Consider the following 24,417-nt stretch of genomic DNA (forward strand, 5'->3'; position numbering starts at 1 on the left):
TGTCAGAAACTTGCCGTCATGCCGAGGAACAGCACGCTGTCCAGGTAGCGGCGGGTGTCGCCATGGCGGCTGCCGAAGGGCACCGTCAGGTTGGCGGCCAGCTTGATGCGGTCGTTCAGGTCGTGGGAAATCACGATCGTGGTGCTGCCGTCCTTTGAATCCAGGCCATAGCTGACCTGTGCCACCAGGCTGGTAGCGGGGGCGATGCTGCGGTTCACGTATTGCATGTACACGGAGTCGCGGCCGAACGTGCGGGCATATGGTTGCACCACGGCGCCCAGCTGCCCTGCCGCGGCACCGGCGGCGAACGGATCGCTGCTGCGGAAGCGGCCCGCCTGCGCGACGGCAAACGCATCGAGCGCCGCCCGCTCGGCCGCCGAGTAACCTTCCGTATTGCGGCGGTATTCCAGGTTCACGGTGCTGCCGCCTTCGAAGGTGTAGGAACCGCCGACGAGCACGTCGTAGTGGCGCTTGCGGTCGTCGGCCCGCGTTGCCAGCTGCCAGTCCTGCGTGCCGTTGTTTGCCACACCTGGAGCGAGGGCCAGCAGCCGGCGCGAACCACGGAACGTGGCGGCGTCGAAGTACACGATGACGGCATCGTTGACGGTCCACTGGCCATAGGCGCCGTACTGGTTGCGGCCGGCGCGGTGCGAGGCCACGGCACCGACGGCGAACACGTCGCCCACGTGGTCGGCCCGCAGCGCCGTCTCGGGCTTGAACGGGCGCAGCACTTCGCGGTCGCGGCCTTCGTCGACATTGCGCACCAGCGCCACGGTGTTGCGGTCGTCGATGCGCCAGCGGGCACCGACGAAATCGCGCGAGGGCAGTTCCGTGAACGGGTTCACCTGGTTCGTCTCGGTGAAGAACGGATTCGACGGCGAGGCGAACTGCGACGGCCCCCACAGCATCAGCTCGCGGCTGTAGAACACGTCGACATTGCCGAGGCGCCCTTCGACCAGCCAATTCTGCAGATAGGCCTTGGTCTCCCGCGTGTCGCCGCTGGCGGCGTTGGTACCGGTAGCCTTGCTGAACGTGACGCGCGGGCCGATCGCCAGCACGCCATACTCGCCTTCCATGCGCCAGCGCAGCCGGGCTTGCGCGCCATGCTGCATGCGCGGCAGCCCTGCCAGCAGGTTGTCCGGGTTGTAGCTGCTGTCGGCGCGCACGTCGTACAGGGAGCTGAACAGCACCAGGTCGGCGCCGAATTCCGGCGCGCCGGCGTACACGTTCCCCGTACCGGCCGCCAGGGTGGCCAGCACTACCAGAGCACATCGCATGGAAGACCTCGTTGTTGGTGGGTTGAGCCTGAAACGTTCAGTTGTGCATCAGTGGCACATCAATTCCGCGTCAGGTTCGCCAGGCTGAGCGTGGACGACGAAATGTCGTTCACCTTGACGTCCCAGTATTTGAGGACGGTGCGCTTCGATGGTTCGAGCGCGTCGGCGATTTCCATTTTGCTGACGAAGCGCACGGTCTGGCCGTTGTGCCGCACGTGGTTGTCGTACTCGATGCGGGCTGTCTTGAGCACGTTGCCGGACACGGCGAAGTATTCCGCCTTGATGCCGAGCGCGCTTTCCTTGTCGATGAAGTAGCGGATGCGGTCGTAGGCCACCGACGTGGATTTCGCCTTCAGGTCCAGCACCCATACGGGGCGGCCATCGACGGTGCCCTCGCCCGCCAGCGCGGCATCGTAGTCGCGGCTGTAGTTGGTGGTGGCGATGTCGCCGTTCGACGCTTCGCCCAGCATGCGCTGGCGCGGCGAGATGGCGATCGGCTTGCGCACGTCCGGCGAGGCGAACCACATGTTCCGGCCCTGCATCAGCATGCGGTTGCCGCGCACCCGTGGCGGTTCCGTAAAGCTGATCAGGCTGTCGGCGGCGGCGGCCTGGATCTGCAGCTTCAGTTCCGAGCCGGCCTGGCCGTCGCGGATCTCGGTGACGCTGCTGTACAGCTGCACGCCTTTCAGGCCGCCGCCGCGCGCCATGTCGCTCTGTTCGAGCAGCTTGTTGGGATCGGGCGCGGCAGTCGCTGCCTGCGCGTTGAAGGTGGCTGCGGCTGCGAGCAGCAGCCGCATCAGGTGTTTGGCGTTAAACATGAGAAAGTGCTCCTGTGATGTTGCGACGCGACGCGCGCCGGGCGGGCAGGTACGAGGCCAGGGCGGCCAGCACGACCAGCGTGAACAGGGAACCGCCGAGGTTGGCGGCGACGAGCTCGACGACCAGCGGCACTGCGGCGGCGGCGTCCGGCGGCGTGTAGGTGATGCCGGCGCCATTGATCAGGAAGCCGGCGACCACCGTGATCGCGATGCCGAGGCCGCAGCCGACGGCCACGATCAGCATGCCTTCCAGCACGAACAGGCTGTCGAGCGTGCGCACCTGCATGCCCAGCGCGCGCAGCGTGCCGATCTCGCGGGTGCGCTCGGTGATCGTCATGCCCATCGTGTTGAACACGCTGGCCAGCACGACGATGGCGACGACGACGCTGATGAACAGGTACATCATGTCGAACAGGCTTTTCACCTGGTTGTAGTAGGCCGACAGCGTGCGCCAGTCGCGCACCTCAACGGCGATGCCATCGATCGCCAGCGCGGTCTTCACGGCGGCGGCGGTGGCGGCCAGGTCGGTGCCGTCTTCCAGCAGCAGCACGATGCGTTCCGCGCCGTCGTAGGCCATCAGCCGGCGCGCGGTCTCGAGCGAGGTGAGGATGAACTTGTCGTCCGTGCCCAGGCTGCCGGTGGCCGACGCTTCCAGCATTTCGACACCGACGGCATTGACCATGCCGTCCAGCGTGCCACCCAGCAGGCTGGCATCGCTGCCGACTTTCAGGCCCAGCGATTCGGCCAGCCGCCGGCCGAACACGGCGCCCTGCGTGCGCTGGGGATCGAGCAGTCCCGGCTGGTTCGCATATTTCTCGCCGCGCAACGCGAACATGTCTTCGGCGCGCATGCCTTCGCCGATGTAGATGCGCGACGTGTCGCCATTGCTGACCAGGCCCGACAGCGTGATGCGCGGGCTGACCAGTTTCACGCCGGGCACTGCCGCCAGCCGCGCCGTGGCCGTGGCCAGTTCGCTTTCGGTGAAGGCATAGCGGCGCGGATCCTGGGCGCCCTTGTCGTACAGGCCGGGCTTGCCCACGGTGAGGTGGCCGAGGCGTTCGCCGACGATGACTTCATCTTCCAGCGAGCTGTAGACGGAGACGAAGTACCCCTCGAACAGCGACAGGGCGACGAAGCCGATGACGACGGAGGCCAGCGTGGCCATGCTGCGCCGGCGGTTGCGGACCGCGTTGCGGGCGGCGAGCTTGAAGCGGGTGATCGTGTCCATCATGCGGCCTTTTCGGTGGCGGTACGGGTATCGGTGACGATGCGGCCGTCGGACAGCTCCAGCCGCCGGCTGGCATAGCCGAGCAGGCGCGCATCGTGGGTGGAGAACACGAAGGTGACGCCCTTCTCCTCGTTCAGCCTGCGCATCAGGCCGATCACGGATTCGGAGGTGACGGAATCGAGATTGGCGGTGGGTTCGTCGGCCAGCACCAGCTTCGGGTCGTTGACGAGCGCCCGGGCGATCGCCACGCGCTGGCGCTGGCCGCCGCTCATCTCGTCCGGCCGCTTGCGGGCCTGCTGTTCCAGCCCCACGTCGGCCAGCATGCGCAGCGCCCGGGCCTTGCCTTCGGCGGCGGCGACGCCGGCGATCTGCAACGGCATCATCACGTTTTCCAGCGCGCTCAGCACCGGCACCAGGTTGAAACCCTGGAACACGAAGCCGACGGTGGCGTTGCGGAATTTCGCCGCTTCCGTTTCATCGAGCGTGGCGCAGTCGGTACCGTCGATGTGCACGGTGCCCAGGTCGGCACGGTCCAGCAGGCCGATGAGGTTGAGCAGCGTGGACTTGCCGCTGCCCGATGCGCCCCATACGCAGGCAAATTCGCCCGGTTGGACCTCGAGGCTGAGCTTGTGCAGTGCAACAACCCTGCCCTGGTCCTTGCCATACGCCTTTTCGACGTGGGTGAGTTCTACGATGTTCAAAGGATGCTCCTTGAAAAATCAGGCAAAACGGGGCCCCGCGGCGACACGCGTGGCGTTGCCGGATCGTGGACAGCGGTGGCTGTCTTATCGCTGACGGGTGCTGATTACTGCTGGTATTCCTACTGCGCTGCCTGCTGCGAGTATCGGTTACGACTGCTGTACTGCTGGTTGCGGGAAGTGGTCGCAACGGCCGAGGCCGCTTAGTCTGTTCGCGACTCTAACGACGCGTTATGACCTGGCAATGACAAAAAAACAATAACCATATGCCTGACTCGATCGGTTTTTATAATGGATGCGACCTTGATCAAGTGAAGGCATGTTATCCATGGTGCGCAGCACAATCCATCGTGCAGTTGTGCCGCTTTTGTCGCAAATGTGTACAGGTAATAAGGTTATGGGATTTTTATCGGGGAGAAAAAATCCATGTGACAGCGCATGAAGGCGCAGTGGGGCGGGAGAGTTGGCCTCCGGAGAGGCCGGTGAATCAATTGCTGTGCAGTTCCATGGTGGCCTGCGCCATCTTGCCGGCGACGGCGAGGGGAATGACGGTCAGGCTTTTGCGGATCGCTTCGTCGATCAGCAACTGCTCCTCGCGGCGCGGCCGGTGCAGCACGAAGTCGGCCACGTTCTGCGTGAGGTTCAGCGTGCGCGGGTGGCCGATGCCGATGCGCAGGCGCCAGTAATCCTGCGTGCCGAGGGCGGCGGTGATGTCCTTCAGGCCATTGTGCCCGCCGGACGACCCGCCCTTCTTCAGCTTGGCCACGCCGGGCGGCAGGTCCAGTTCATCGTGCACGACGAGAATCTCGTCCGGATTGATCTTGAAGAAGCGCGCCAGGCCGCCGACCGACTGGCCGGAACGGTTCATGTACGTTTGCGGTTCCAGCAGCCAGACTTCGCTGCCGCCGATGGACGTCTTTTGCGCCAGCGCATTGAAACGGCTCTCGCGCTGCAGCGGGCCGATGGCGAGGTTGTCCACCAGCCAGAAGCCGGCGTTGTGGCGGGTTTGCTCGTATTCGGGGCCGGGGTTGCCGAGGCCGACGATCAGGCGAATGGTCATGGCGCGCTGGAGTGTGGATGGATTGGAAGGGCGGATTATCGCGGAGATAGCGCCGAAACGAAAGAGCATGACAACTAGTAAATCTTTCCTGAAAAATGGGGACGTTCCCGAATGCCGTTCAGTTAGCGGAATCCGATGCAGCTCGCGGCGCGAGCGTATTGGTGTCGGACACCGGCTTCTTGGTGTCGGACACCGGTTTTCCGCTCAGGAATTCGGCAACATCAGGCGAAGACCGGTGTCCGACCACTAGTGTCCGGACGTTGGTCCGGATGGCGTCTGTAAGCTACTGATTCCACGCGAGATTTCGACGGTTTGGTCTGGTCTCGATTTCAATTTTGAGCGCAGACTTGGGCCTTTTGCTGGCAACCGCGAAAGGCTCCCATGCATCAGGGCAAACTCGTCTTTGCGCAGATCATGACGCATCTGCCACTCACCACGTTTCGACGCTGCGTCGCAGCCCACCAAGGTCACTACAAGGTCAAGACGTTTTCATGTCTTGACCAGTTCTTGGCGATGGCATTCGCTCAGCTCACCTATCGCGAATCGCTGCGTGACATCGAGCTCAATCTCAGGGCTCAAGCAGCCCGGCTCTATCACATGGGCTTCCGCTGCAAGACGATCTCCCGTAGCACACTGGCCGATGCAAACGAGACGCGGCCATGGCAAATCTATGCCGATCTCGCAGCGCATCTTATCGGCATTGCCAGACCTTTGTACGTTGGTGAGGAACTGGACGTCGACCTCAAAAATACTGTGTATGCGTTCGACTCGACGACAATCGATCTATGCCTGTCGGTCTATCCGTGGGCACCATTCAAGTCGACCAAAGCAGCCATCAAACTTCATACACTGCTTGATCTACGGGGCTCTATACCAAGCTTCATCCATATCTCGGACGGCAAAATGAGTGACGTCCGAGGCTTCGACAGACTGACGATTGAACCAGGCGCTTTCTACTTGCTAGATCGCGGCTACCTCGATTTCGAACGTCTCTACAACCTCAATTTGATGGGCGCGTTCTTCGTCTCGAGGGCAAGAAGCAACACCAAGCTTAGGCGTCGTTACTCGCATTCAGTCGACTGCGCCAACACGAATGTGGAATGCGATCAGACCGTTGTGTTGGCGATCCCAGCGACCGCTTCGCGCTACCCAGACGCATTGCGACGCGTGGTCGTGAAGGACGAAACGGGCAAGCGCATCAGCTTTTTGACGAACAATTTTTCACTGAGCCCGGAGACGATCGCGGGCCTCTACAAGCAGCGGTGGCAGGTCGAACTGTTCTTCAAGTGGATCAAACAACATCTACGCATCAAGGCGTTTTATGGCACCAGCGAGAACGCCGTGAAGACCCAAATTTGGATCGCAATCGCGACCTACGTCCTGATCGCCATCGCAAAAAAACGCCTCCAACTACCCCAAAGTCTCTACGAAATTCTACAGATTCTCAATCTGGCAATGTTCGAAACTTCCCCATTAAATCAACTACTTAGCGGAGCAGACAACGATGATCTACAAAAAAGCGAGCAGATTCAGCTCGCTCTCCTATGAGAAACGTCCGGACACTAGTGGTGTCCGACACATTTTCCGGATGGAGCGCCCGAAAAAAATGTCCGACACCAGGCGCGCTAACGCCGACTCAAATGATCACGTCGCCTTAACTTAACGGCATTGGGGACGTACACCATTTTTCAGGAAAGATTGGCGAAAAAAAACCCGCCGGAGCGGGTTTTCTCGATGCGGAAGAGATTACTTCTTCTCTTCGGTCGCAGCTGCGTCGGCGGACACTTGGCCGGCCGGTACCGATGCGGTAGCGATCGTCAGGTCGGAACCGTGGGTGATCAGCGTCACGCCTTCCGGCAGCGTCAGGTTCGATGCGTGCAGCGAGGTGCCGACGTCCATGTTCGTCAGGTCGACGGTGATGAACTCAGGCAGTTGGCCTGGCAGGCAGGACACTTCGATTTCGTTGGTCACGTGGCTGATGGTCGCGCCGTGCAGTTTCACTGCCGGGGAGACTTCAGCGTTTTCGAAGTGCAGTGCCACTTTGACGTGCACAGGCTGGTTGGCGTCAACGCGCTGGAAGTCAGCGTGCAGGACCAGTTGCTTGTATGCGTGCATCTGGAAGTCGCGCAGCAGCACTTGCTGCACTTTGCCGTCGATTTCCAGGTCCAGCACGGCACCGTGGAAGGCTTCTTTCTTCAGCGCGTGGTACAGCGCGTTGTGGTCCAGGGCGATCGTCACCGGGGCTTCGGTGCCGCCGTAGATGATGCCAGGGGTCTGGCCGGAAATACGCAGGCGGCGGCTCGCACCCGTGCCCTGCAGTTCGCGTTTGAATGCAACAACTTTCATTTGATACTCCAAAAAGAGCCGGGATTCGCATCCCGTGGGTTGTTATACCCTTGATTAGAAGCCACCCGCGACCAGGCGGCTCCGGAAAACCGGCGGCGCATACGCGATACCGGATAAAACTTTGGCGGCGCGCCCGGTGAAGTACTGCTTCACCGGGCGCGCCGCCTGGAATTTCAATCGTTCGCTGAAAAAATCAGTCGACGAACAGGGAGATCACGGAATCGCCCTTGATGATGCGCTTGAACGTCTCTGCCAGCAGCGGTGCGCAGGTCAGTTGACGGATCTTGCCGCAGGCCTTGCCGGCTTCGGACAGCGGGATCGTGTCCGTCACGACCAGTTCGTCCAGCGACGAATTGGTGATGCGGTCGATCGCCGGGCCGGACAACACGGCGTGCGTGCAATACGCGATGACTTTCTTGGCGCCGCGTTCCTTCAGCACTTCGGCGGCTTTCACCAGCGTGCCGGCGGTGTCGACCATGTCGTCCATGATCACGCAGTTGCGGCCTTCCACGTCGCCGATGATGTTCATCACTTCGGAAACGTTGGCTTTCGGGCGGCGCTTGTCGATGATCGCCAGGTCGCAGCCGAGGCGCTTGGCCAGCGCGCGGGCACGCACCACGCCGCCGACGTCGGGCGACACCACCAGCAGGTCCTGGTGATCCTTCTTCTGCAGGTCGCCCAGCAGGATCGGGGAAGCGTAGATGTTATCGACGGGAATATCGAAGAAGCCCTGGATCTGGTCGGCGTGCAGGTCCATGATCAGGACGCGCTCGACACCGGCTTCTTCCAGCATGTTGGCGATGACTTTGGCGGAAATCGCGACGCGGGCGGAACGCGGGCGGCGGTCCTGGCGTGCATAACCAAAGTAAGGGATGGCGGCCGTGATGCGGCCAGCGGATGCGCGTTTCAGGGCATCGACCATCAGGATCAGTTCCATCAGGTTGTCGTTCGTCGGCGCGCAGGTCGATTGCAGCACGAAGACGTCTTTACCGCGGACGTTTTCGTTGATTTCGACCATTACTTCGCCGTCCGAGAATTTCGAAACGACCGCTTTGCCGAGGGGGATGCCGAGATTTTTCGCGACCCCTTCTGCCAATGCAGGATTAGCGTTGCCGGTAAAAACCATCAGGTTTTCGTAAGCCATGGGAGTCCCAGGAAGGTAAGCTTGACTTGAAATACCACCGATATGAAACAAAAATCGGCGTCGGAATAAAAAAGCCCCGGCTGAGCAGGGGCTTTTCTTGTTTTTCTAAGACTGTCAGGCCGGATACCTGCGCTGCGCTTCGACAGACTTGAAGAATTTGTGGCAGGGGAACAAGGATTCGAACCTTGGTATGCCGGAATCAAAATCCGGTGCCTTAACCAGCTTGGCGATTCCCCTACGCTTGACTGACTGTGTTCCGTCAGATGGCGAGCATTATACTAGCAAAACGACGTAACACCAAATCTTTTTACGCTTCGCAACTTTCACACCGTTAAAGTGCCAGCGGATGCTTGCGGAGCGCCTTTGCTTTCCACCCCTTCCAGGTGGCTGGCGCTTGCCGCTTGAAAGCGTCGAGCACCGCATCGGCCTGTTCTTCGCTGTGAAACGCGCAGAACACGCATGCACCGGAGCCAGTCATCCTGGCATCGCCGTAAGCCCCCAGCCATTCCACCGCCTCGGCTACCGGCGGGAACAAGCGGGTGGCCACTTGTTGCAAATCGTTTTTCCCGAACTGTCGCAGCTCACTGCTCTGAACCGCGTAGTGCCTGGAAAAGTCCGAGATTATGACGGCGGCTGTGTTCCTTGTCAAATACTCCGACGTGAAAATGTGCGCAGTCGGCACTTGCACGCCCGGTTCGATGACGACATACCAGCAATCGGGCACGGCAACGGCTTGCAGCGCCTCGCCCACGCCTTCGGCAAACGCCGTTTCGCCGAAGATGAAGAACGGGATGTCGGCCCCCAGCGGCAGGCCCAGGTCCATCAGCGCCTGTTTCGACAGCCCCGCGCCCCACAGCCGGTTCAGCGCCATCAGCGTGGTGGCGGCGTCCGACGAGCCGCCGCCCAGCCCGCCGCCCATCGGCAAGATCTTGTGCAGCGCGATGTCCACGCCCGGCGGCAGCGTGCCGGTGCGGCGCTGCACTTCCTCCTGCAGCAGCCGGGCCGCGCGAACGACCAGGTCGCTGTCTTCCGGCACGCCGGGGATATCGGTGACGCGGCGCACCTGCCCGTCGTCGCGCAGCGTGAAATCCAGCGTGTCGCAGCGGTCGACCAGCACGAAGGCCGTCTGCAGCAGGTGGTAGCCGTCCGGCCGGCGCCCCGTCACGTGCAGGAACAGGTTCAGCTTGGCGGGTGCCGGGCAGTGTTCCAGCCGGGTCATTGCGCGGCCGCCCCGTCGATCACGATGCGGATGTCGATGCTGTCGATATCGCCGATGGCGCCCCGGCTGGCATCGATGCGGCGCGGCTTCGGCGGCGTGACGCCCTCCTGCCATGACACGAATTCGAGTTGCCAGCCATCGCGTGTGGTGATTTTCGGCTGCGCCGGACTGACCGCGACGCGCTTGCCGTCCGCCGCCACGGCGTAACCCTGCAGCCAGTCGCGCAGGCCGGACACGGGCAGCGGCCAGCCCAGCACCTGCGCCGACAGTGTGTCGACATCGGCGGCGCTGCGCGGCGGCTTGCTGCCCTCCTTCAGGGTGGCCTCGCCGGGCGTGACGGCGATCGTGGCGATCGTCTGCCCCAGCGGCGAGGCCAGGGTCACGTCGGTGCGCGCGGCGCTCTGGCGCCAGGAGAACTTGCCGGAAATCGATTCCTGCTTGCCGGCGCGGAGGTAGTTGACGGACAGGCGGCCATCGGTTTCCAGCGTGTCGGCATAAGGTGCCACGGGAGCCGAGGAGAGCGGGCCTTGCGGGGTGGTGGCGCAGCCGGCAAGCAAGGTAGCCAATGCGGTTGCCAATGCGGCGGTGGTGAAGCGGCGTTTTATCGTCATGCGGTTCTCAGAGACTGGTGTTCAGGCGTGCCAGCGTATCGCGCAGCACATCGTTCTTGGGGTCCTTGGTGCGCGCTTCGCGCCACAGCTTCTGCGCCTCGTCGCGCTTGCCGCGCTGCCACAGCACCTCGCCCAGGTGCACGGCGATCTCGGCATCATTGCGCAGCGCATGGGCGCGGCGCAGCGTGGCTTCCGCTTCCTCGAGGCGCCCCATGCGGAACTGTACCCAACCCATCGAATCCATGATGTACGGATCGTTCGGCGCCATCTTCAGGGCCTTGTCGATCAGCGCATGGGCTTCGTCGAGGCGCACGTTGCGCTCGGCCAGCGAATAGCCGAGCGCATTATAGGCATGGTGGTTGTCCGGCACCGCCGCCATCACCTTGCGCAGCGCCGCCTCCATTTCCTCGTGCTTGCCCTGCTTCTCGGCGGCCAGCGCGAAGTCGTACAGCAGGTCGGGGCTGTCCGGGAAGCGCTGCGCGGCATCGGCCAGCAGCGTGTAGGCTTCGGCACCGCGGCCGGCATCGCGCAGCAGCTGGCCCTCCGTCTGCAGCACCTCGGCCTGCTCGGCGGGATCGATGGCGGCGATCTCGTGGAGCATCGTGCGGGCCCGTTCCAGTTCGCCCTTCTTCGCCGTCAGGTGCGCGCGCTTCAGGCGCGATGTCATGTACAGCCGCGGATCGTCGCTGCTCACCTTCTCCAGCCAGCCCAGCGCGCCGTCGAAATCGCCCCGTTCCTCGGCGATCTGCGCCAGCAGCATCAGGCCTTTCGACGGATCGCGATCGGGCTCGTCGCTGTCGCCCAGCACGGCCACGAAGCGGCGCAGGTAATCCTCGGCCGATTTCTGGTCGCCGGCCTGGAGCGACATGATGCCCAGCGCATACAGGGTGCCGGGATTGTCCGGCTCATCCTTGAGCATCCGTTCGAACTGGACGCGCGCCTTGTCGTAGCGCTTCTGCTCCACCAGCAGGCGCGCATGGGCGGCGCGCACCTCGCGGGCAGCCGGGTTCCTGTCCAGGAACCCGGCGAACAACTGGCCGGCCGCATCGGCATCGCCGAGCACCTGTGCCAGGGTGAGCACGGCCAGCTCGGAATCGGGCTTCAACTCCAGTGCGCGTTTCGCCTCGGCCGTGGCGCGATCGCGCTTGTCGGCCGCATAGGCGGCCTGCGCCAGCACCAGGTGGCTTTCCATCGTGGCGGCGTAAGGCGCGAGCACCCGTTCCATCAGCGCGAACGCGGCGGCCTTGTCGTTGGCCCGCAAGAGGTATTGCTGCATCTGGAACATGACCAGGCCGCGCGCCTCGGCCGGCGCGGCGCCCAGGCGCTGCGCGAAGACCTTTTCCGACTCGGACAGGTCGTCGCCCAGCACGGAAAAGCCCAGGAAATACTGCACGGCTTCATCGGAATCGGGTGCCAGCTCGCGCCACAGGCGGATCGCGGCCAGGGCCTCGTTGCCCTGCTTGGCCGCCAGCGCCATTTCGGCCGAACGGCGCGCCAGCCGCGGATCGCGGGTCTGCTGCGCCAGCACCATCATCGACACATACGCGCTTTGCCACTGCCCCCGCTTGAAATCGAGTTCGGCTTTCGTGAGTTTGTAGAACAGGTCGCTGGTCAGTTCGACGGCGGGCAGCTTTTCCTCGTGCTGCAGGGTGGCGGCGATGGCGTCGGCACCCGGCTCCCCGGACGGCCCCGCCGCCGAAGGCACGGCTGGCGTGGCGGCGGCTTCGCCATCGGCCTGTTTTTCTGGCGCAACAGCGCACGCGGACAGCAGGGCCGAGAGGGTTACAATGGCGAGTGCGTATTTCAAGGCATGCATCCAGGTCGGGTCAAACCCTGATTCTACGCCCAACCCATCGCCTGCGCGGCTGCGGCTGTCATCCACGACGTATCCCGCGGAGCAACGCGCAGGTGCAACCAGGTTTCGCCGGACTCCCATTCGTTTCTATGCCAGAACTACCCGAAGTCGAAGTCACCCGGCGCGGCGTCGCGCCCCACCTCGAAGGCCGCGCGGTGCGCGACGTGGTGCTGCGCCGCGCCGGCCTGCGCTGGCCGTTTCCCGCCGCCCTGCCCCAGATCCTGGCCGACCGCACGGTGGCCACTACGGGGCGCCGCGGCAAATACCTGCTGGTGGAATTCGAACACGGCACGCTGATCATCCACCTGGGCATGAGCGGGCACCTGCGCGTGCTGCCGCCCGGCGTGCCGGCGCAGAAACACGACCACTTCGACCTGGTGGTGGATGGCCCGCAGGGGCAGCAGGTGCTGCGCATGACGGACCCGCGCCGCTTCGGCGCCGTGCTGTGGCACCCGAAGGAGGAAGGCGAACTCGATACGCATCTGCTGCTGCGCGGCCTGGGCGTGGAACCGCTGGGCCCCGGCTTTACCGGCGAGCTGCTGTACCGGAAAACGCGCGGCCGCAGCGTGGCGGTGAAATCGGCCCTGCTGGCGGGCGACATCGTCGTCGGCGTGGGCAATATCTACTGTTCCGAGAGCCTGTTCCGCGCCGGGATCAACCCGAAGACGCCGGCCGGCCGTATCGGCCTGGCGCGCTACAAGAAGCTGGCGCAGGCGATCCGCGACGTGCTGGCCGAGGCGATCGTGCAGGGCGGCAGCACGCTGCGCGACTTCATCGCGGTCAATGGCCAGTCCGGCTATTTCCAGAACACGTATTTCGTGTACGACCGGGCGGGCCTGCCCTGCCGCGTGTGCGGCGCGCCGATCCGGCAGATCAAGCAGGGGCAGCGTTCCACGTTCTATTGCGTGAATTGCCAGAAATGAGGGAGCAACGACAGCCATGATGCGCGACCTCGAACAGTACAGTGCCTGGCGCCAGGGCGTGGCGGCGGCGCTGCAGGCTTACCGCGACGGCGCGCAGGCGGCGGACCTGCTCGATGCGGCCACCGCCCAGCGCATCGCCCGCACGCTGGCGCGGCTGGCGGACGACAAGCTGTCGGTCGCGTTCGTGGCCGAGTTCTCGCGCGGGAAATCGGAGCTGATCAACGCGATCTTCTTTGCCGATTATGGGCAGCGCATCCTGCCCTCGGCGGCCGGCCGCACCACGATGTGCCCGACCGAGCTGCTGTACGATCCGGCGCAGCCGGCCTCGATCCGCCTGCTGCCGATCGAAACGCGCGCCACCAATCTTTCCACCAGCGACTACCGCGACGACCCGCGCGCCTGGACGGTGCTGCCGCTGGAGGTGGCATCGGCCACCGCCATGCACGAGGCATTCCGCCAGGTGAGCGAGACCCGCGCCGTGCCGGTGAACGAAGCGCACCGCTATGGCCTGTACGACCCGGACGATCCCGACCTCGCCGCCACCGTCAACGACGCGGGCATGGTCGAAATTTCACGCTGGCGCCATGCGATCATCAATTTCCCGCACCCGCTGCTGAAGCAGGGCCTGGTGATCCTCGATACGCCGGGCCTGAACGCGATCGGCACCGAGCCGGAACTGACGCTGAACCTGATCCCCCACGCCCACGCGGTGCTGTTCATCCTGGCGGCCGATACGGGCGTGACGAAAAGCGATATCGAAGTCTGGCGCGAGCACATCGGCGCCGGCGCGGGCCGCATGGTGGTGCTGAACAAGATCGACGGCATGTGGGACCCGCTGCGCTCGGAAGCGGAAGTGGATGGCGAGATCGCCCGCCAGTGCGCGCACGCGGCGCAACTGCTCGCCGTCGACGAGCGGCAGGTGTTCCCGGTTTCCGCGCACAAGGCGCTCGTGGCGAAGATCACGGGCGACGCCGCGCTGGCCGAACGCAGCCGCATCGGCCGGCTCGAGCAGGCGCTGTTCGAGGAACTGATCCCGGCGAAGAAGGACATCGTGCGCAAGCGCCTGGCCGAGGACCTGGGCGCGCTCAATGGCGCGCAGGGCGCCATGCTGGCGGCAAGGCAGCGCGGCATCGCCGAACAGCTCCATGAGCTGACTAGCCTGCGCGGCAAGAACCAGAACGTGATCGCCCACATGATGCGCCGGGTCGAGGCCGAGAAAAAGGAATTCGACGCCAGCCTGTTCCGCATGCAGGCGGCGCGCACCGCGTTCACCCGCCTGTCGACGGAGCTGTACGGCACGCTGGGCATGGACGTGCTGCGCGACCATGTGGTCCACGTGCGCGAAGCGATGGCGCGCAGCCACTGGTCGGCCGGCCTGCGCGAGTCGGTGCGCGTGTTCTTCGACAGCGTGCAGGCGGAGCTGGAAGAATCGGACCGCAAGGCCATCGAGATCCGCACGACGATGGATACCGTGTACCGCCAGTTCGCCGCCGAGCATGGCGTGGCGCTGCCGCCGCCGCCACCCTTCGGGCTGGCCAAGTACCGCGCGCAGGTCTCGGATATCGAAGCGATCTACCAGCGGCAGTTCGGTGCCGCGGCGCTGCTGACCACCAGCCGCACCGTGCTGATGGAGCGTTTCTTCGACACGATCGCGTCGCAGGTCAAGCGCTGCTTCAAGGCGGCCAACGCGGAGTGCGAGAGCTGGCTGAAGGTGATCATGGCGCCGCTGGAAGCGCAGATCCGCCAGCACCGCGAGCAGTTGAAGGCCCGGCAGGCATCGATCGGGCGCATCCACGACGCGGCCGACACGCTGGAACAGAAGATCGAGGCGTTCGGGCGCATGCAGGCCACGCTCGAACAGCAGAAGGACCGGCTGGCGGCGCTGGCCGGGGCGATCGAGCTCGCCATCGACAACGAACCTGCCTCGCCCATCGCCACGACGGCGACTGTGGCCAATGCATGATGCACACACTGGAAAGAACGACTTGCAGTACGAAGACCCCACTTTTTCCGCCGCGCTGATCGCGTGGCAGCAGCAGCACGGGCGCCACACGCTGCCCTGGCAAAATACCCGCGATGCCTACCGCATCTGGCTTTCCGAGATCATGCTGCAGCAGACGCAGGTGGCCGCGGTGCTCGGCTATTACGCGCGTTTCCTGGAACGCTTCCCCACCGTGCACGACCTGGCGGCCGCGCCCGTGGAGGACGTGATGGCGCAATGGAGCGGCCTGGGTTACTACACGCGCGCCCGCAACCTGCACAAGTGCGCGCAGCGCGTGGTGGCCGAGTACGGCGGCGTGTTCCCGGCCGACCCGGCCCTGCTGGCCGAACTGCCCGGCATCGGCCGCTCGACGGCCGCGGCCATCGCCGCGTTCTCGGGCGGCGCGCGGGCGGCGATCATGGATGGCAACGTCAAGCGCGTGTTCGCGCGCGTGTTCGGCATCGATACCTTCCCCGGCGAACGCAGGACGGAAGAAGCGATGTGGCGCCGTGCCGAAGCCCTGCTGCCCGCGCAGGGCATCGAATCCTATACGCAGGGGTTGATGGACCTGGGCGCCACGCTGTGCACCCGCAGCAGCCCGGATTGCGCGCGCTGCCCGATGGCGGCGCGCTGCGTGGCGTTCGCCACCGGCCGGACGAAGGAGCTGCCCGTGCGCAAGCCGAAGAAGGCAACGCCGGAAAAGCACGCGACCATGCTGCTCGCCGTGCATGGCGGTCAGGTGCTGCTGGAGCAGCGCCCGGGCGCGGGCATCTGGGGCGGCCTGCTGTCGCTGCCCGAGGTGGACGGCCACGTGGCCGCGGACGACGACGGACAGCCGCCAGTCGACGAGGATGCGGTGGCGCAGGCGCTGCTGCCGTTCGGCGTGCCCGAATCGCAGGAACGCCTGAACACCGTCACCCACGGCTTTACCCACTACAAGCTGCACATCGCGCCCGTGCTGGTCACGCTGGCGCAGCGCGCGCCGCTGGCCGCCGACGGCCGCTACGTGTGGCTCGACGTGGGCAAGGTCGCGGAGGCGGCGCTGCCGGCGCCGGTGAAGAAACTGCTGGTGGAGTTGCTGGGCGCGACCGCGCAGGCGCGGATGTTCTGACGGCGCGCCGCCGGGTCAGAGTTCTTCCAGCGAATACAGTTTGCGGTGCACGTGGATCGCATAGCGATCCGTCATGCCGGCGATATAGTCGGCGATCCGCCGCGCCTGCCGGGTGACATCCCCTGACGGCTCGCGGTAATCCGGCGGCAGCAGTTGCGGGTCGGCCGTGAACGCGTCGTACAGTTCGCGCACCATGCGGCTGGCCTTCAGGCGCATGCGGTTGACCTTGTAGTGGCGGTACAGGTTCTCGCGCAGGAAGCGCTTCAGCTCGGTCGCATCCTGGCGCATCGGGTCGGAGAAGCGGATCAGCGGCGGCGCGGCGCGCACGTCGTCGATGCTTTGCGGGTTCGCTTCGGCGATGCGCGCCTGCGACGTGACGATCAAATCGTCCGCCAGCGCCGTGATCAGGCGGCGCAGCGTTTCATAGATGGCGCGGCGGCCCGTCAGGCCCGGGTACTTGTCCTGCACGTCGCGCCACAGGCGGGCAAAGAAATCCACCTGTTCCAGCTGGGCGATCGTGATCAGGCCGGAGCGCAGGCCATCGTCGATGTCGTGGCTGTTATAGGCGATTTCATCGGCCAGGTTGGTCAGCTGCGCTTCCAGCGAAGGTTGCGTCCTGTCGAGGAAGCGTTGCGCCACTTCGCCCAGCTGGCGCGCGTTGTTGACGGAGCAGTGCTTGAGGATGCCTTCGCGCGTCTCGAACATCAGGTTCAGGCCGTCGAACGCGCCGTACTGTTCCTCGAGATGATCGACCACGCGCAGGCTTTGCAGGTTGTGCTCGAAGCCGCCGTGGTCCTTCATGCAGTCGTTCAGCACATCCTGCCCCACGTGGCCGAACGGCGTGTGGCCCAGGTCGTGCGCCAGCGCGATCGCTTCCACCAGGTCTTCGTTCAGCCGCAGGTTGCGCGCCAGCGAGCGGCCCACCTGCGCCACTTCGAGGCTGTGCGTAAGGCGCGTGCGGAACAGGTCGCCCTCGTGGTTCAGGAAGACCTGCGTCTTGTATTCGAGCCGGCGGAAGGCCGTGCAGTGGATGATGCGGTCGCGGTCGCGCTGGAACTGGCTGCGCGAGGCATGCGCGGTTTCGGCATGGCGGCGCCCGCGCCCCTTGTCCGAATGCGCGGCGTAGGGAGCGAGCGCTTCTTCCATGCTTACTCCACGCAGGCGGCCAGCGTGGCCAGCAGTGCCTCTTCCGGCACGTTGGTCACGATGGCCGTGCCCAGCGGCTTGATGAGGATGAACTTGATGGCGCCGCCCTCGTTCTTCTTGTCCACTTCCATCAGTTCCAGCCAGCGGCCCGTGCCCAGGTTTGGCGCCTTGACCGGCAGGCCCGCCGCGGCGACGACGCTGCGGATGCGTTCCAGCGTGGCCGCATCGATGTAGCCCAGGCGGTGCGACAGGTCGGCCGCCATCACCATGCCGCAGCCGACGGCCTCGCCGTGCAGCCACGCGCCGTAGCCCATGCCCGCCTCGATCGCGTGGCCGAACGTGTGGCCGAAGTTCAGGATCGCGCGCAGGCCGCCTTCACGCTCGTCCTGGCGCACCACGTCGGCCTTGATCTCGCAGGAGCGGGCGATCGCGTAGGCCAGCGCGGCGCGGTCGCGCGCCACCAGCTTGTCGATATTGGCTTCGATCCAGTCGAAGAACGGCTCGTCGATGATGGGGCCGTACTTGATCACCTCGGCCAGGCCGGCCGCCAGCTCGCGCTGCGGCAGCGTTTCCAGCGTGGTGGTATCGGCCAGCACCACTTTCGGCTGGTAGAACGCGCCGATCATGTTCTTGCCGAGCGGGTGGTTGATGCCGGTCTTGCCTCCGACCGAGGAATCGACCTGCGACAGCAGCGTGGTGGGCACCTGGATGAAGTCCACGCCGCGCATGTAGGAGGCGGCGGCAAAGCCGGTCAGGTCGCCGATCACGCCGCCGCCCAGCGCCACCAGCGTGGTCTTGCGGTCGCATTTGTTGGCCAGCAGCGCATCGAAGATCTGCATCAGGCTGGACCAGTTCTTGAATTCCTCGCCGTCTTCCAGCACCACGGAGATCACGTCCTTGCCGGCTGCCGCCAGTGGCGCGGCGAGGCGCTCCAGGTACAGCGGCGCGACGGTGGTGTTGGTCACGATCGCCACCTTGCGGCCGCCCACGTGGCGCGCCAGCATGGCGGCATCGTCGAGCACGGCCGGGCCGATCGAGATCGGGTAGCTGCGCTCGCCGAGGTCCACGGTCAGGAGGATGTTGGTCTGTTCGTTCATGGAGGATTGTGCCTGCGTCATACAGTTCGGGGCATCCTGGCAAGCCAGGGCGTCCAGCTGGTTGATGATGATCTGGACCATCGATTGTACGTTAGGTCGGCCCGTGTCGACGACGAGGCGCGCCATCTCCAGGTACAGCGGCTCGCGCTGGGCCATCAATTCCTCGAGTTTCCTGCGCGGGTCGGCGGTCTGCAGCAGCGGCCGGTTCTTGTCGTGGCCCGTGCGGGCAAGGATGCTGGTGATGCTGGCGCGCAGGTAGATGACGGTGCCGCGCTCCTGCAGCAGCGCGCGCGATTCCGGATTGAGGATGGCGCCGCCGCCGGTGGCCAGCACGATGCCTTCCTGGGCACTCAGGTCGCGGATCACCTCCGCTTCGCGGCGCCGGAAGCTCGCTTCCCCTCGATCTCGAAGATCCACGGGATCGTGGCGCCGGTGCGCTCCTCGATCTCGTGATCGGAATCGACAAAGCGCATGCCCAGTTTGCGGGCGAGCAGGCGACCGATCGTCGTCTTGCCCGCCCCCATCAGTCCTACCAAAAAAACGTTTTGCATCGCGGATCAGATAAGTACATTTCGTACCATTGTAATCCGAGTGGCTGAAGAGACGGCTGTATGTAATCCGCCAGGACATGCTTTCACCCCAACGGCGAAAGGCTGGGGTCAGACCCGGCGGGTCTGACCCCAGATTCTGCAATTGGTTTTTTTGCCAAGTTCAGCGGGCGGAAAGCTTGTCGGCGACGATCTTGGGCGTGATGAAGATGAGCAATTCGGTTTTCTCGCTCGTGCGGCTGCTGGTCTTGAACAGGTTGCCGAGCACGGGCACGTCGCCCAGCAGCGGCACCTTCGAGACCGTGTTGCGCTCGGTCTGCTGGTAGATACCGCCCAACACGACGGTGCCGCCGTTTTCCACCATCACCTGCGTCTTCACGTGCTTGGTGTCGATCGCGAAGCCGGCACGGGTTTCGGCGCCCACGCTGTCCTTGTTGACGTCGACGTCGATGACCACGTTGCCGTCCGGCGTGATCTGCGGGATCACTTCGAGGCGCAGGTTGGCCTTGCGGAACACGATCGACGTGGCCCCGCTGCTGGTGGCCACCTGGTACGGCAGCTCGAGGCCCTGCTCGATCGTGGCCACCGACTTGTCGGCCGTGACCACGCGCGGGCTGGAAATGATCTTGCCCGTGCCATCGGCTTCCAGCGCCGACAGTTCCAGGTTCAGGAAACGGTTGGCCGCCGAGTTGAACAGGCTGACCGCCAGGCTGCCCGCCGCCACGCCGTTGATCGGCGCCGCCGGCAGGTTGATGAACTGGCTGTTGGTGAAGTCGTTGGCCGCGTCGGACGATGCCACCTGGCCCGTCAACCGGCCTACCCCGGTCATGTTGCCGCCGACGAGCGCGTGGTTGCCGCCCGCCGTGCCCTTGAAGTCGGCGAAGCCCAGCTTGGCGCCCAGGTTGCGCGTGAAGCCGTCGTTGGCTTCGACGATGCGGGCCTCGATCAGCACCTGTTTGGTGGCGATGTCGGTCTTGGAAATGAGCTTGCGCACTTCTTCCAGGCGGGACGGGATGTCGGTGACGAACAACTGGTTGGTGCGCGGCTCGATGATCGCGCTGCCGCGGCGCGACAGGATGCGGTTCTTCGCATCGCTGGCGCCATCCAGGCCGAACACCAGCTTGAACGATTCCGCCTTCTGGTAGTTGAGCTGGAAGATCTCCGACTTCAGCGGTTCCAGGTCGGCGATCTGCGCACGCTGCTCCAGTTCCAGTTTTTCCTTCGTCAGCAGCTCTTCCTTCGGCGCGATCCAGACCACGTTGCCGTTCTTGCGCATGTCCAGGCCCTTGGCCTGCAGGATCACGTCCAGCGCCTGGTCCCACGGCACGTCCTTCAGGTGCAGCGTAAGGCTGCCCGTCACGCTGTCGGACGACACGATGTTCAGGCCCGACATGTCGGCCACCGCCTGCAGCGCGGCGCGCACTTCGATGCTCTGGAAATTGAACGATACCTTCTCGCCCCGGTAGCCCTGGGTGCCCTGCACCAGCTGGTTCGGGTCTTCCTTGATCGGCTTCACTTCGATCACCAGTTGCGTATCGCTCTGGTACACGTTCTGTTCCCACAGGCCGGTCGCTTCGACTTGCAGCCGCACGTTGTCGCCCTGCGGGGCCGTGGTCACGCGCGTGACCGGGGTGCCGAAATCGGTCACGTCCAGCCGGCGGCGCAGTGTTTCGGGCAGGCCCGTCTTCAGGAAGTCGACGGTGACGCCCCTCGGACCCTGCTTCACATCGACGGCGACGGCATTGTGAAGCAGGTCGACGACGATGCGGCCTTCGCCGCCGGTACCGCGGCGGAAGTCGACCGCGCGCAATGCCGGCTTGCCGGCCGCCTTGGCCGGGGCCGTGGACGCAACGGGAGCGGCGGCGGCGGCGGGAACGCCGCGCGCATCGAGCGCGGTGGCGGCTGCGCCGGAGCCTTCGATCGTGAGGATCACATTGCGGCCATCGACCACCGTCGCGTAATTGAGTGCGCGTTTCAGGTTGAACACGAGACGCGAGCGGTCGCCCGCCTGCACCGCGTTCACGCTGCGCAGGTCACCCAGCTCGATGTCCTGCGCCGTCTTGCCGGTGGCATTGCCGGTCTTGCCGAAATCGAGCGCGATGCGCGGCGGGTTCGCGGTGGCGAAACCGGCCGGCGCCGCGACGGGGGCATGCTCGAGCGCGATCTTCACGATCACGTTCGTGCCCTGCCGGCTGGCGGTCACAGATTCGATCGCATTGCCCACCTGCGCATGGGCAAGGTTGCTGGCGCCTGCGCAGGCCATTGCGAGTGCCAGCGCCACCAGGCGGCGCACGGTAGTCATCGCGATCATTGGGTATTCTCCTTGCTTTCCTGCAGTTCCAGCGTGGCGATGCGTTCGACCCATTCGCCGCTCGCATCCTGTACCGTTTCCTTCACGTCGACGGCGCTTTCGGTCACCGACGTCACGAGGCCGAAGTTCTGGCCCAGGCGCTGTCCGGCCTGCACCTGATAGACGGAGCGGTCGATCTGCAGCAGGGCCACGACGGTGCGGCCCTTCTTCAGCATGCCCACCATCCGCATCGTATCGAGGGGAAAGCCCTCGAGGAATTCCTTGCGCCGGTTCGTGTCCGGCGCCACGCCGGTGCCGGGGCGTGCACCGGCGCGGTCGGTCAGCAGCTTGTTCGGGTTGAACGGGTCGGCCTCGTTGACCGACGCGTAGGCGAACGGCACGAACGTCTTCGGTTCGGCCAGCGGCTTGACGGCCACGCGCGTCGTCGCGTCCACTTCCTTCATCCACTGGCGCACTTCCTGTTCGTCGCGGTCGCCACATCCGGTCAACAGCGCGGCCAGCGATGCGGCGAGCAGCATGGTCATCGTCCGCTTCATTTCCTGGCACCCTTCTTCTTGTCGGCCGCTGCCTTCTTTTGCGCGGCGATTTCGTCCCCGTCGAGGTAGCGGAAGGTCTTGGCGACCGCGTTCAGCGTCAGCGCGCCATCCTTGTTGGTCACCAGTTCCAGGTTGTTCAACGTCACGATGCGGGGCAGGTTCGCCATGTCGCCAGCGAATGCGCCGATGTCGTGGTAGTTGCCGGTGACCTTGATGTCGATCGGCAGCTCGGCATAGTAGTCGCGGGCCACGACCTGGCCCGGCTTGAACAGCTCGAACTGCAGGCCGCGGCCGACGCCGGCCTGGTTGATGTCGGACAGCAGCGCGGCCATCTCGGCCTTGCTGGGCAGCTGCTTCTCGAGGCGCACCACGTAGCGGTCGACCTGCGCCTTCTGCGCCGTCAGCGCATCGAGGTTGATCGCCTGCGCCGTCTTCATGCGGTATTGCTCGCGCAGCTGCTGCTCCTGGGCGGCACCCGCCTCCTGCTCTTCGAACTGGCTGCTCCAGTAGCCGAAGTAACCCAGCACCAGCATGCCGCACGCCACGCCGATGCCGCACAGGATGCGCGGCGCCAGCGGCCACTGGCCGGGGTGCACGCCATTGAGCCCCTGGAACTGGGCGCCGAGCGAGCCTGCCAATTGTTTCATTTCAACCGCCATGTCAGCCTGCCTTTGCGGCGGCCGGGGTGCCGGCCTTGCCATCGTCTTCGCGGCTGTCGCCGTCCTTGTCGCGCGGTCGCTTGATATTGACCACGAGCGAGAATTCCACGACCTTGCGTGGGTTTTTCGCCTGGCCGATCGTGCCGGCCTTCACCTCGATGAGGTCGGGGCGCTCCAGCCACGGCGAGGCGCCGGACAGGTTGCGCAGCAGTTCGGAGACGCGTTCCTGCGATTGCGCATAGCCGTCGATGGCCACGCGCTGTCCGTCCTGCCGGAAGCCCTTCAGGTAGACGCCTTCGGGGGTTTGCCGCACCAGTTCGTCGAGCAGGTAGACCGGCTGGTTGCGGTCGCCCTGCAGGTCTTCCACGGCTTGCTGGCGCGCCTTCAGTGCATTGATTTCCTGCTTGAGCGTGGCGATGCGGGCAATCTTCACGTCCAGCGCGGCGAGTGCCGTCGTCAGTACGGCATTGCGCTGCTCCTGCACGGCGATGGCGCGTGCGTTATAGCCGCCGACCAGCAGCACGATGCCGACGCCGGCCAGTGCGGACAGCACGAGCAGGGCCAGGAACGCGGCCTTGCGCTGCTTGCGCTTTTCCTCGCGGTGCGGCAGCAGGTTGATGCGGACCATCAGTCGAACCTCCTCAATGCCAGGCCGCAGGCGACCAGGTAGGCCGGCCCGTCGGTGCGCAGTTGCTGGTCGCGCACGGTGGGCGCGAGCGCCATCCCCTGGAATGGCGAGATCACCGTGCTGGCGATGCGGGTGCGCCCCGCCACGATCTCCGGCAGGCCGGGCAGCATCGCGCAGCCGCCGGCCAGGAAGATCCGGTCGATCTTCGTGTAGGGCGTCGACGTGAAGAAGAACTGGATGGCCCGCGTGACTTCCAGCGCGGCCGATTCCAGGAAAGGTTGCAGCACGTCGGCCGCATAATTTGCCGGCAGATCGGTACCTTGCGGGCCGGCCGCCTGCAGACTCCATGCTTTTTTGCGCGCCTCCGCTTCCTCGAATGCCAGGCCATAGGCGCGCACGATGTCCTGCGTGAGCGAATTGCCGCCGAACGGCTTTTCGCTTTCCCAGACCGTCACGCCATCGATCAGTATCGAGACATGCGTCGTCGACGCGCCGAGCTGGAACAGCGCGATCACCTGTCCAGGGGCGGCACCGGGCATCTGCCCCGCCACGCGCGTTACCGCCGCGCGCGCGGCATACGATTCGATATCCATCACCGATGCCTTCAGGCCCGATGCCTCGGCCACGGCGACACGGTCCTCGATCTTTTCGCGGCGCGCGGCGGCCAGCATGACTTCGATATCGTCGTGCGAGCTGGCGACGGGGCCGATGACGTCGAAGTCCAGGCTCACGTCGTCGAGCGCGAAGGGAATGTACTGGCTGGCCTCGGACTCGACCTGCACCTCGAGCTGTTCCTCGGACAGGCCGGCGGGCAGCACGATCTTTTTCGTGATGACGGCAGCCGGCGGCATGCCCAGTGCCACGTGGCGCGCGCGGGTGCCGCTTTTTTTCAGCAGGCGGCGCACCGCGTCCACCACCTGGTCCAGGTTTTCGATGTTGCCGTCGGCAACCGCGCCGCGCGGCAGCGATTCGACCGCGCAGCGTTCGACACGCAGGCCTTCCTTGCCGGCATCGGCGAGTTCGACCAGCCGCACACCGGAGCTGCTGATGTCGAGGCCGACGAGCGGCGGCGCTGCACCGCCGAACAGGGTCTTCCAGTCTGGCATCATCGATGGGTTCCCGGTCCGGCGCGGCATGAGAACCACCCCGGAATAATTAGCATAAAGAGAAAAAAACGTTTGAAAACCGTCGCTTACGTGAATAATTCCGGACGGCAAGATG

20 protein-coding genes, 1 tRNA gene and 1 pseudogene are annotated in these 24,417 nt (G+C 64.9%); 4 read left to right on the forward strand and 18 right to left on the reverse strand.

Annotated features, from left to right (window positions below; all coding sequences use genetic code 11):
- Positions 1 to 2: 2 nt before the first annotated feature.
- From EWM63_RS31785 to pth, 5 genes are all read right to left on the reverse strand, one after another.
- A complete protein-coding gene (locus EWM63_RS31785; protein ID WP_165390798.1) occupies positions 3 to 1,277 on the reverse strand; it encodes a hypothetical protein in 1,275 nt (424 codons plus the stop codon).
- A 59-nt stretch (positions 1,278 to 1,336) separates the two neighbouring features.
- Positions 1,337 to 2,095, reverse strand: coding sequence for an outer membrane lipoprotein-sorting protein (locus EWM63_RS10695; protein WP_130186502.1), 759 nt, complete (start codon positions 2,093 to 2,095; stop codon positions 1,337 to 1,339).
- Positions 2,088 to 3,326, reverse strand: coding sequence for an ABC transporter permease (locus EWM63_RS10700; RefSeq protein ID WP_130186503.1), 1,239 nt, complete (start codon positions 3,324 to 3,326; stop codon positions 2,088 to 2,090). The genes EWM63_RS10695 and EWM63_RS10700 overlap by 8 nt, the downstream gene beginning before the upstream one ends.
- Positions 3,323 to 4,024 carry an ABC transporter ATP-binding protein gene (locus EWM63_RS10705; RefSeq protein ID WP_130186504.1) on the reverse strand — a complete coding sequence of 234 codons (702 nt, stop codon included), beginning with the start codon at positions 4,022 to 4,024 and terminating at the stop codon, positions 3,323 to 3,325. Before EWM63_RS10705 ends, EWM63_RS10700 begins: the two co-directional genes overlap by 4 nt.
- Before the next feature lie 484 nt (positions 4,025 to 4,508).
- Positions 4,509 to 5,081, reverse strand: a complete 573-nt coding sequence (gene pth, locus EWM63_RS10710; RefSeq protein ID WP_130186505.1) for an aminoacyl-tRNA hydrolase — start codon at positions 5,079 to 5,081, stop codon at positions 4,509 to 4,511.
- 381 nt (positions 5,082 to 5,462) lie between these two features.
- Here pth and EWM63_RS10715 point away from each other — a divergent pair, with 381 nt between their 5' ends.
- The gene (locus EWM63_RS10715) at positions 5,463 to 6,629 is read left to right on the forward strand and encodes an IS4 family transposase (RefSeq protein WP_130185175.1); all 1,167 of its coding nucleotides are present in this window, start codon (positions 5,463 to 5,465) and stop codon (positions 6,627 to 6,629) included.
- A 198-nt stretch (positions 6,630 to 6,827) separates the two neighbouring features.
- Here EWM63_RS10715 and EWM63_RS10720 read toward each other — a convergent pair whose 3' ends face one another.
- The 6 genes from EWM63_RS10720 to EWM63_RS10745 form a co-directional block, all read right to left on the reverse strand.
- Positions 6,828 to 7,427: a 50S ribosomal protein L25/general stress protein Ctc gene (locus tag EWM63_RS10720; protein WP_130186506.1), complete on the reverse strand. Its 600-nt coding sequence runs from the start codon at positions 7,425 to 7,427 to the stop codon at positions 6,828 to 6,830.
- Positions 7,428 to 7,620: 193 nt separating this feature from the next.
- On the reverse strand, positions 7,621 to 8,571 hold the full coding sequence (locus tag EWM63_RS10725) for a ribose-phosphate pyrophosphokinase (protein WP_130186507.1): 951 nt from the start codon (positions 8,569 to 8,571) through the stop codon (positions 7,621 to 7,623).
- Positions 8,572 to 8,731: 160 nt separating this feature from the next.
- Positions 8,732 to 8,808, reverse strand: a tRNA-Gln gene (locus tag EWM63_RS10730).
- Between the two features lie 94 nt (positions 8,809 to 8,902).
- Positions 8,903 to 9,790 (reverse strand): 4-(cytidine 5'-diphospho)-2-C-methyl-D-erythritol kinase, encoded by an 888-nt coding sequence (gene ispE / locus EWM63_RS10735; RefSeq protein ID WP_130186508.1) that lies wholly within the window; start codon positions 9,788 to 9,790, stop codon positions 8,903 to 8,905.
- On the reverse strand, positions 9,787 to 10,401 hold the full coding sequence (locus EWM63_RS10740; protein WP_130186509.1) for an outer membrane lipoprotein LolB: 615 nt from the start codon (positions 10,399 to 10,401) through the stop codon (positions 9,787 to 9,789). Before EWM63_RS10740 ends, ispE begins: the two co-directional genes overlap by 4 nt.
- Before the next feature lie 7 nt (positions 10,402 to 10,408).
- Positions 10,409 to 12,217: a tetratricopeptide repeat protein gene (locus EWM63_RS10745; RefSeq protein WP_130186510.1), complete on the reverse strand. Its 1,809-nt coding sequence runs from the start codon at positions 12,215 to 12,217 to the stop codon at positions 10,409 to 10,411.
- Between the two features lie 128 nt (positions 12,218 to 12,345).
- On the opposite strand from EWM63_RS10745, the gene mutM reads away from it, so the two are divergent.
- The 3 genes from mutM to mutY are packed head-to-tail and all read left to right on the forward strand — an operon-like array spanning position 12,346 to position 16,271.
- Positions 12,346 to 13,179 carry a bifunctional DNA-formamidopyrimidine glycosylase/DNA-(apurinic or apyrimidinic site) lyase gene (mutM, locus tag EWM63_RS10750; protein ID WP_130186511.1) on the forward strand — a complete coding sequence of 278 codons (834 nt, stop codon included), beginning with the start codon at positions 12,346 to 12,348 and terminating at the stop codon, positions 13,177 to 13,179.
- Positions 13,180 to 13,195: 16 nt separating this feature from the next.
- On the forward strand, positions 13,196 to 15,142 hold the full coding sequence (locus tag EWM63_RS10755) for a dynamin family protein (protein ID WP_130186512.1): 1,947 nt from the start codon (positions 13,196 to 13,198) through the stop codon (positions 15,140 to 15,142).
- On the forward strand, positions 15,135 to 16,271 hold the full coding sequence (gene mutY / locus EWM63_RS10760; RefSeq protein WP_130186513.1) for an A/G-specific adenine glycosylase: 1,137 nt from the start codon (positions 15,135 to 15,137) through the stop codon (positions 16,269 to 16,271). The genes EWM63_RS10755 and mutY overlap by 8 nt, the downstream gene beginning before the upstream one ends.
- A 15-nt stretch (positions 16,272 to 16,286) precedes the next feature.
- Here mutY and EWM63_RS10765 read toward each other — a convergent pair whose 3' ends face one another.
- The 7 genes and pseudogenes from EWM63_RS10765 to EWM63_RS10795 all read right to left on the reverse strand — a co-directional run bounded on the left by EWM63_RS10765 (position 16,287) and on the right by EWM63_RS10795 (position 24,302).
- Positions 16,287 to 17,417, reverse strand: coding sequence for a deoxyguanosinetriphosphate triphosphohydrolase (locus tag EWM63_RS10765; RefSeq protein WP_130186514.1), 1,131 nt, complete (start codon positions 17,415 to 17,417; stop codon positions 16,287 to 16,289).
- A gap of 2 nt (positions 17,418 to 17,419) precedes the next feature.
- Positions 17,420 to 19,038: pseudogene (gene aroKB, locus EWM63_RS10770) on the reverse strand (bifunctional shikimate kinase/3-dehydroquinate synthase AroKB).
- Between the two features lie 187 nt (positions 19,039 to 19,225).
- Positions 19,226 to 21,373, reverse strand: a complete 2,148-nt coding sequence (locus EWM63_RS10775) for a type IV pilus secretin PilQ (RefSeq protein WP_130186515.1) — start codon at positions 21,371 to 21,373, stop codon at positions 19,226 to 19,228.
- Positions 21,370 to 21,897: a pilus assembly protein PilP gene (locus EWM63_RS10780; protein WP_229487848.1), complete on the reverse strand. Its 528-nt coding sequence runs from the start codon at positions 21,895 to 21,897 to the stop codon at positions 21,370 to 21,372. Before EWM63_RS10780 ends, EWM63_RS10775 begins: the two co-directional genes overlap by 4 nt.
- A gap of 8 nt (positions 21,898 to 21,905) precedes the next feature.
- Positions 21,906 to 22,556, reverse strand: coding sequence for a type IV pilus inner membrane component PilO (locus tag EWM63_RS10785; RefSeq protein ID WP_229487849.1), 651 nt, complete (start codon positions 22,554 to 22,556; stop codon positions 21,906 to 21,908).
- Between the two features lie 13 nt (positions 22,557 to 22,569).
- Positions 22,570 to 23,196 (reverse strand): PilN domain-containing protein, encoded by a 627-nt coding sequence (locus EWM63_RS10790; protein ID WP_130186518.1) that lies wholly within the window; start codon positions 23,194 to 23,196, stop codon positions 22,570 to 22,572.
- Entirely contained in the window at positions 23,196 to 24,302 is a 1,107-nt protein-coding gene (locus tag EWM63_RS10795; RefSeq protein WP_130190318.1) for a pilus assembly protein PilM, read from the reverse strand. The genes EWM63_RS10790 and EWM63_RS10795 overlap by 1 nt, the downstream gene beginning before the upstream one ends.
- Positions 24,303 to 24,417 lie beyond the last annotated feature (115 nt).

This window comes from Pseudoduganella lutea, from assembly GCF_004209755.1.
Classification (GTDB): Bacteria; Pseudomonadota; Gammaproteobacteria; order Burkholderiales; family Burkholderiaceae_D; genus Rugamonas; species Rugamonas lutea.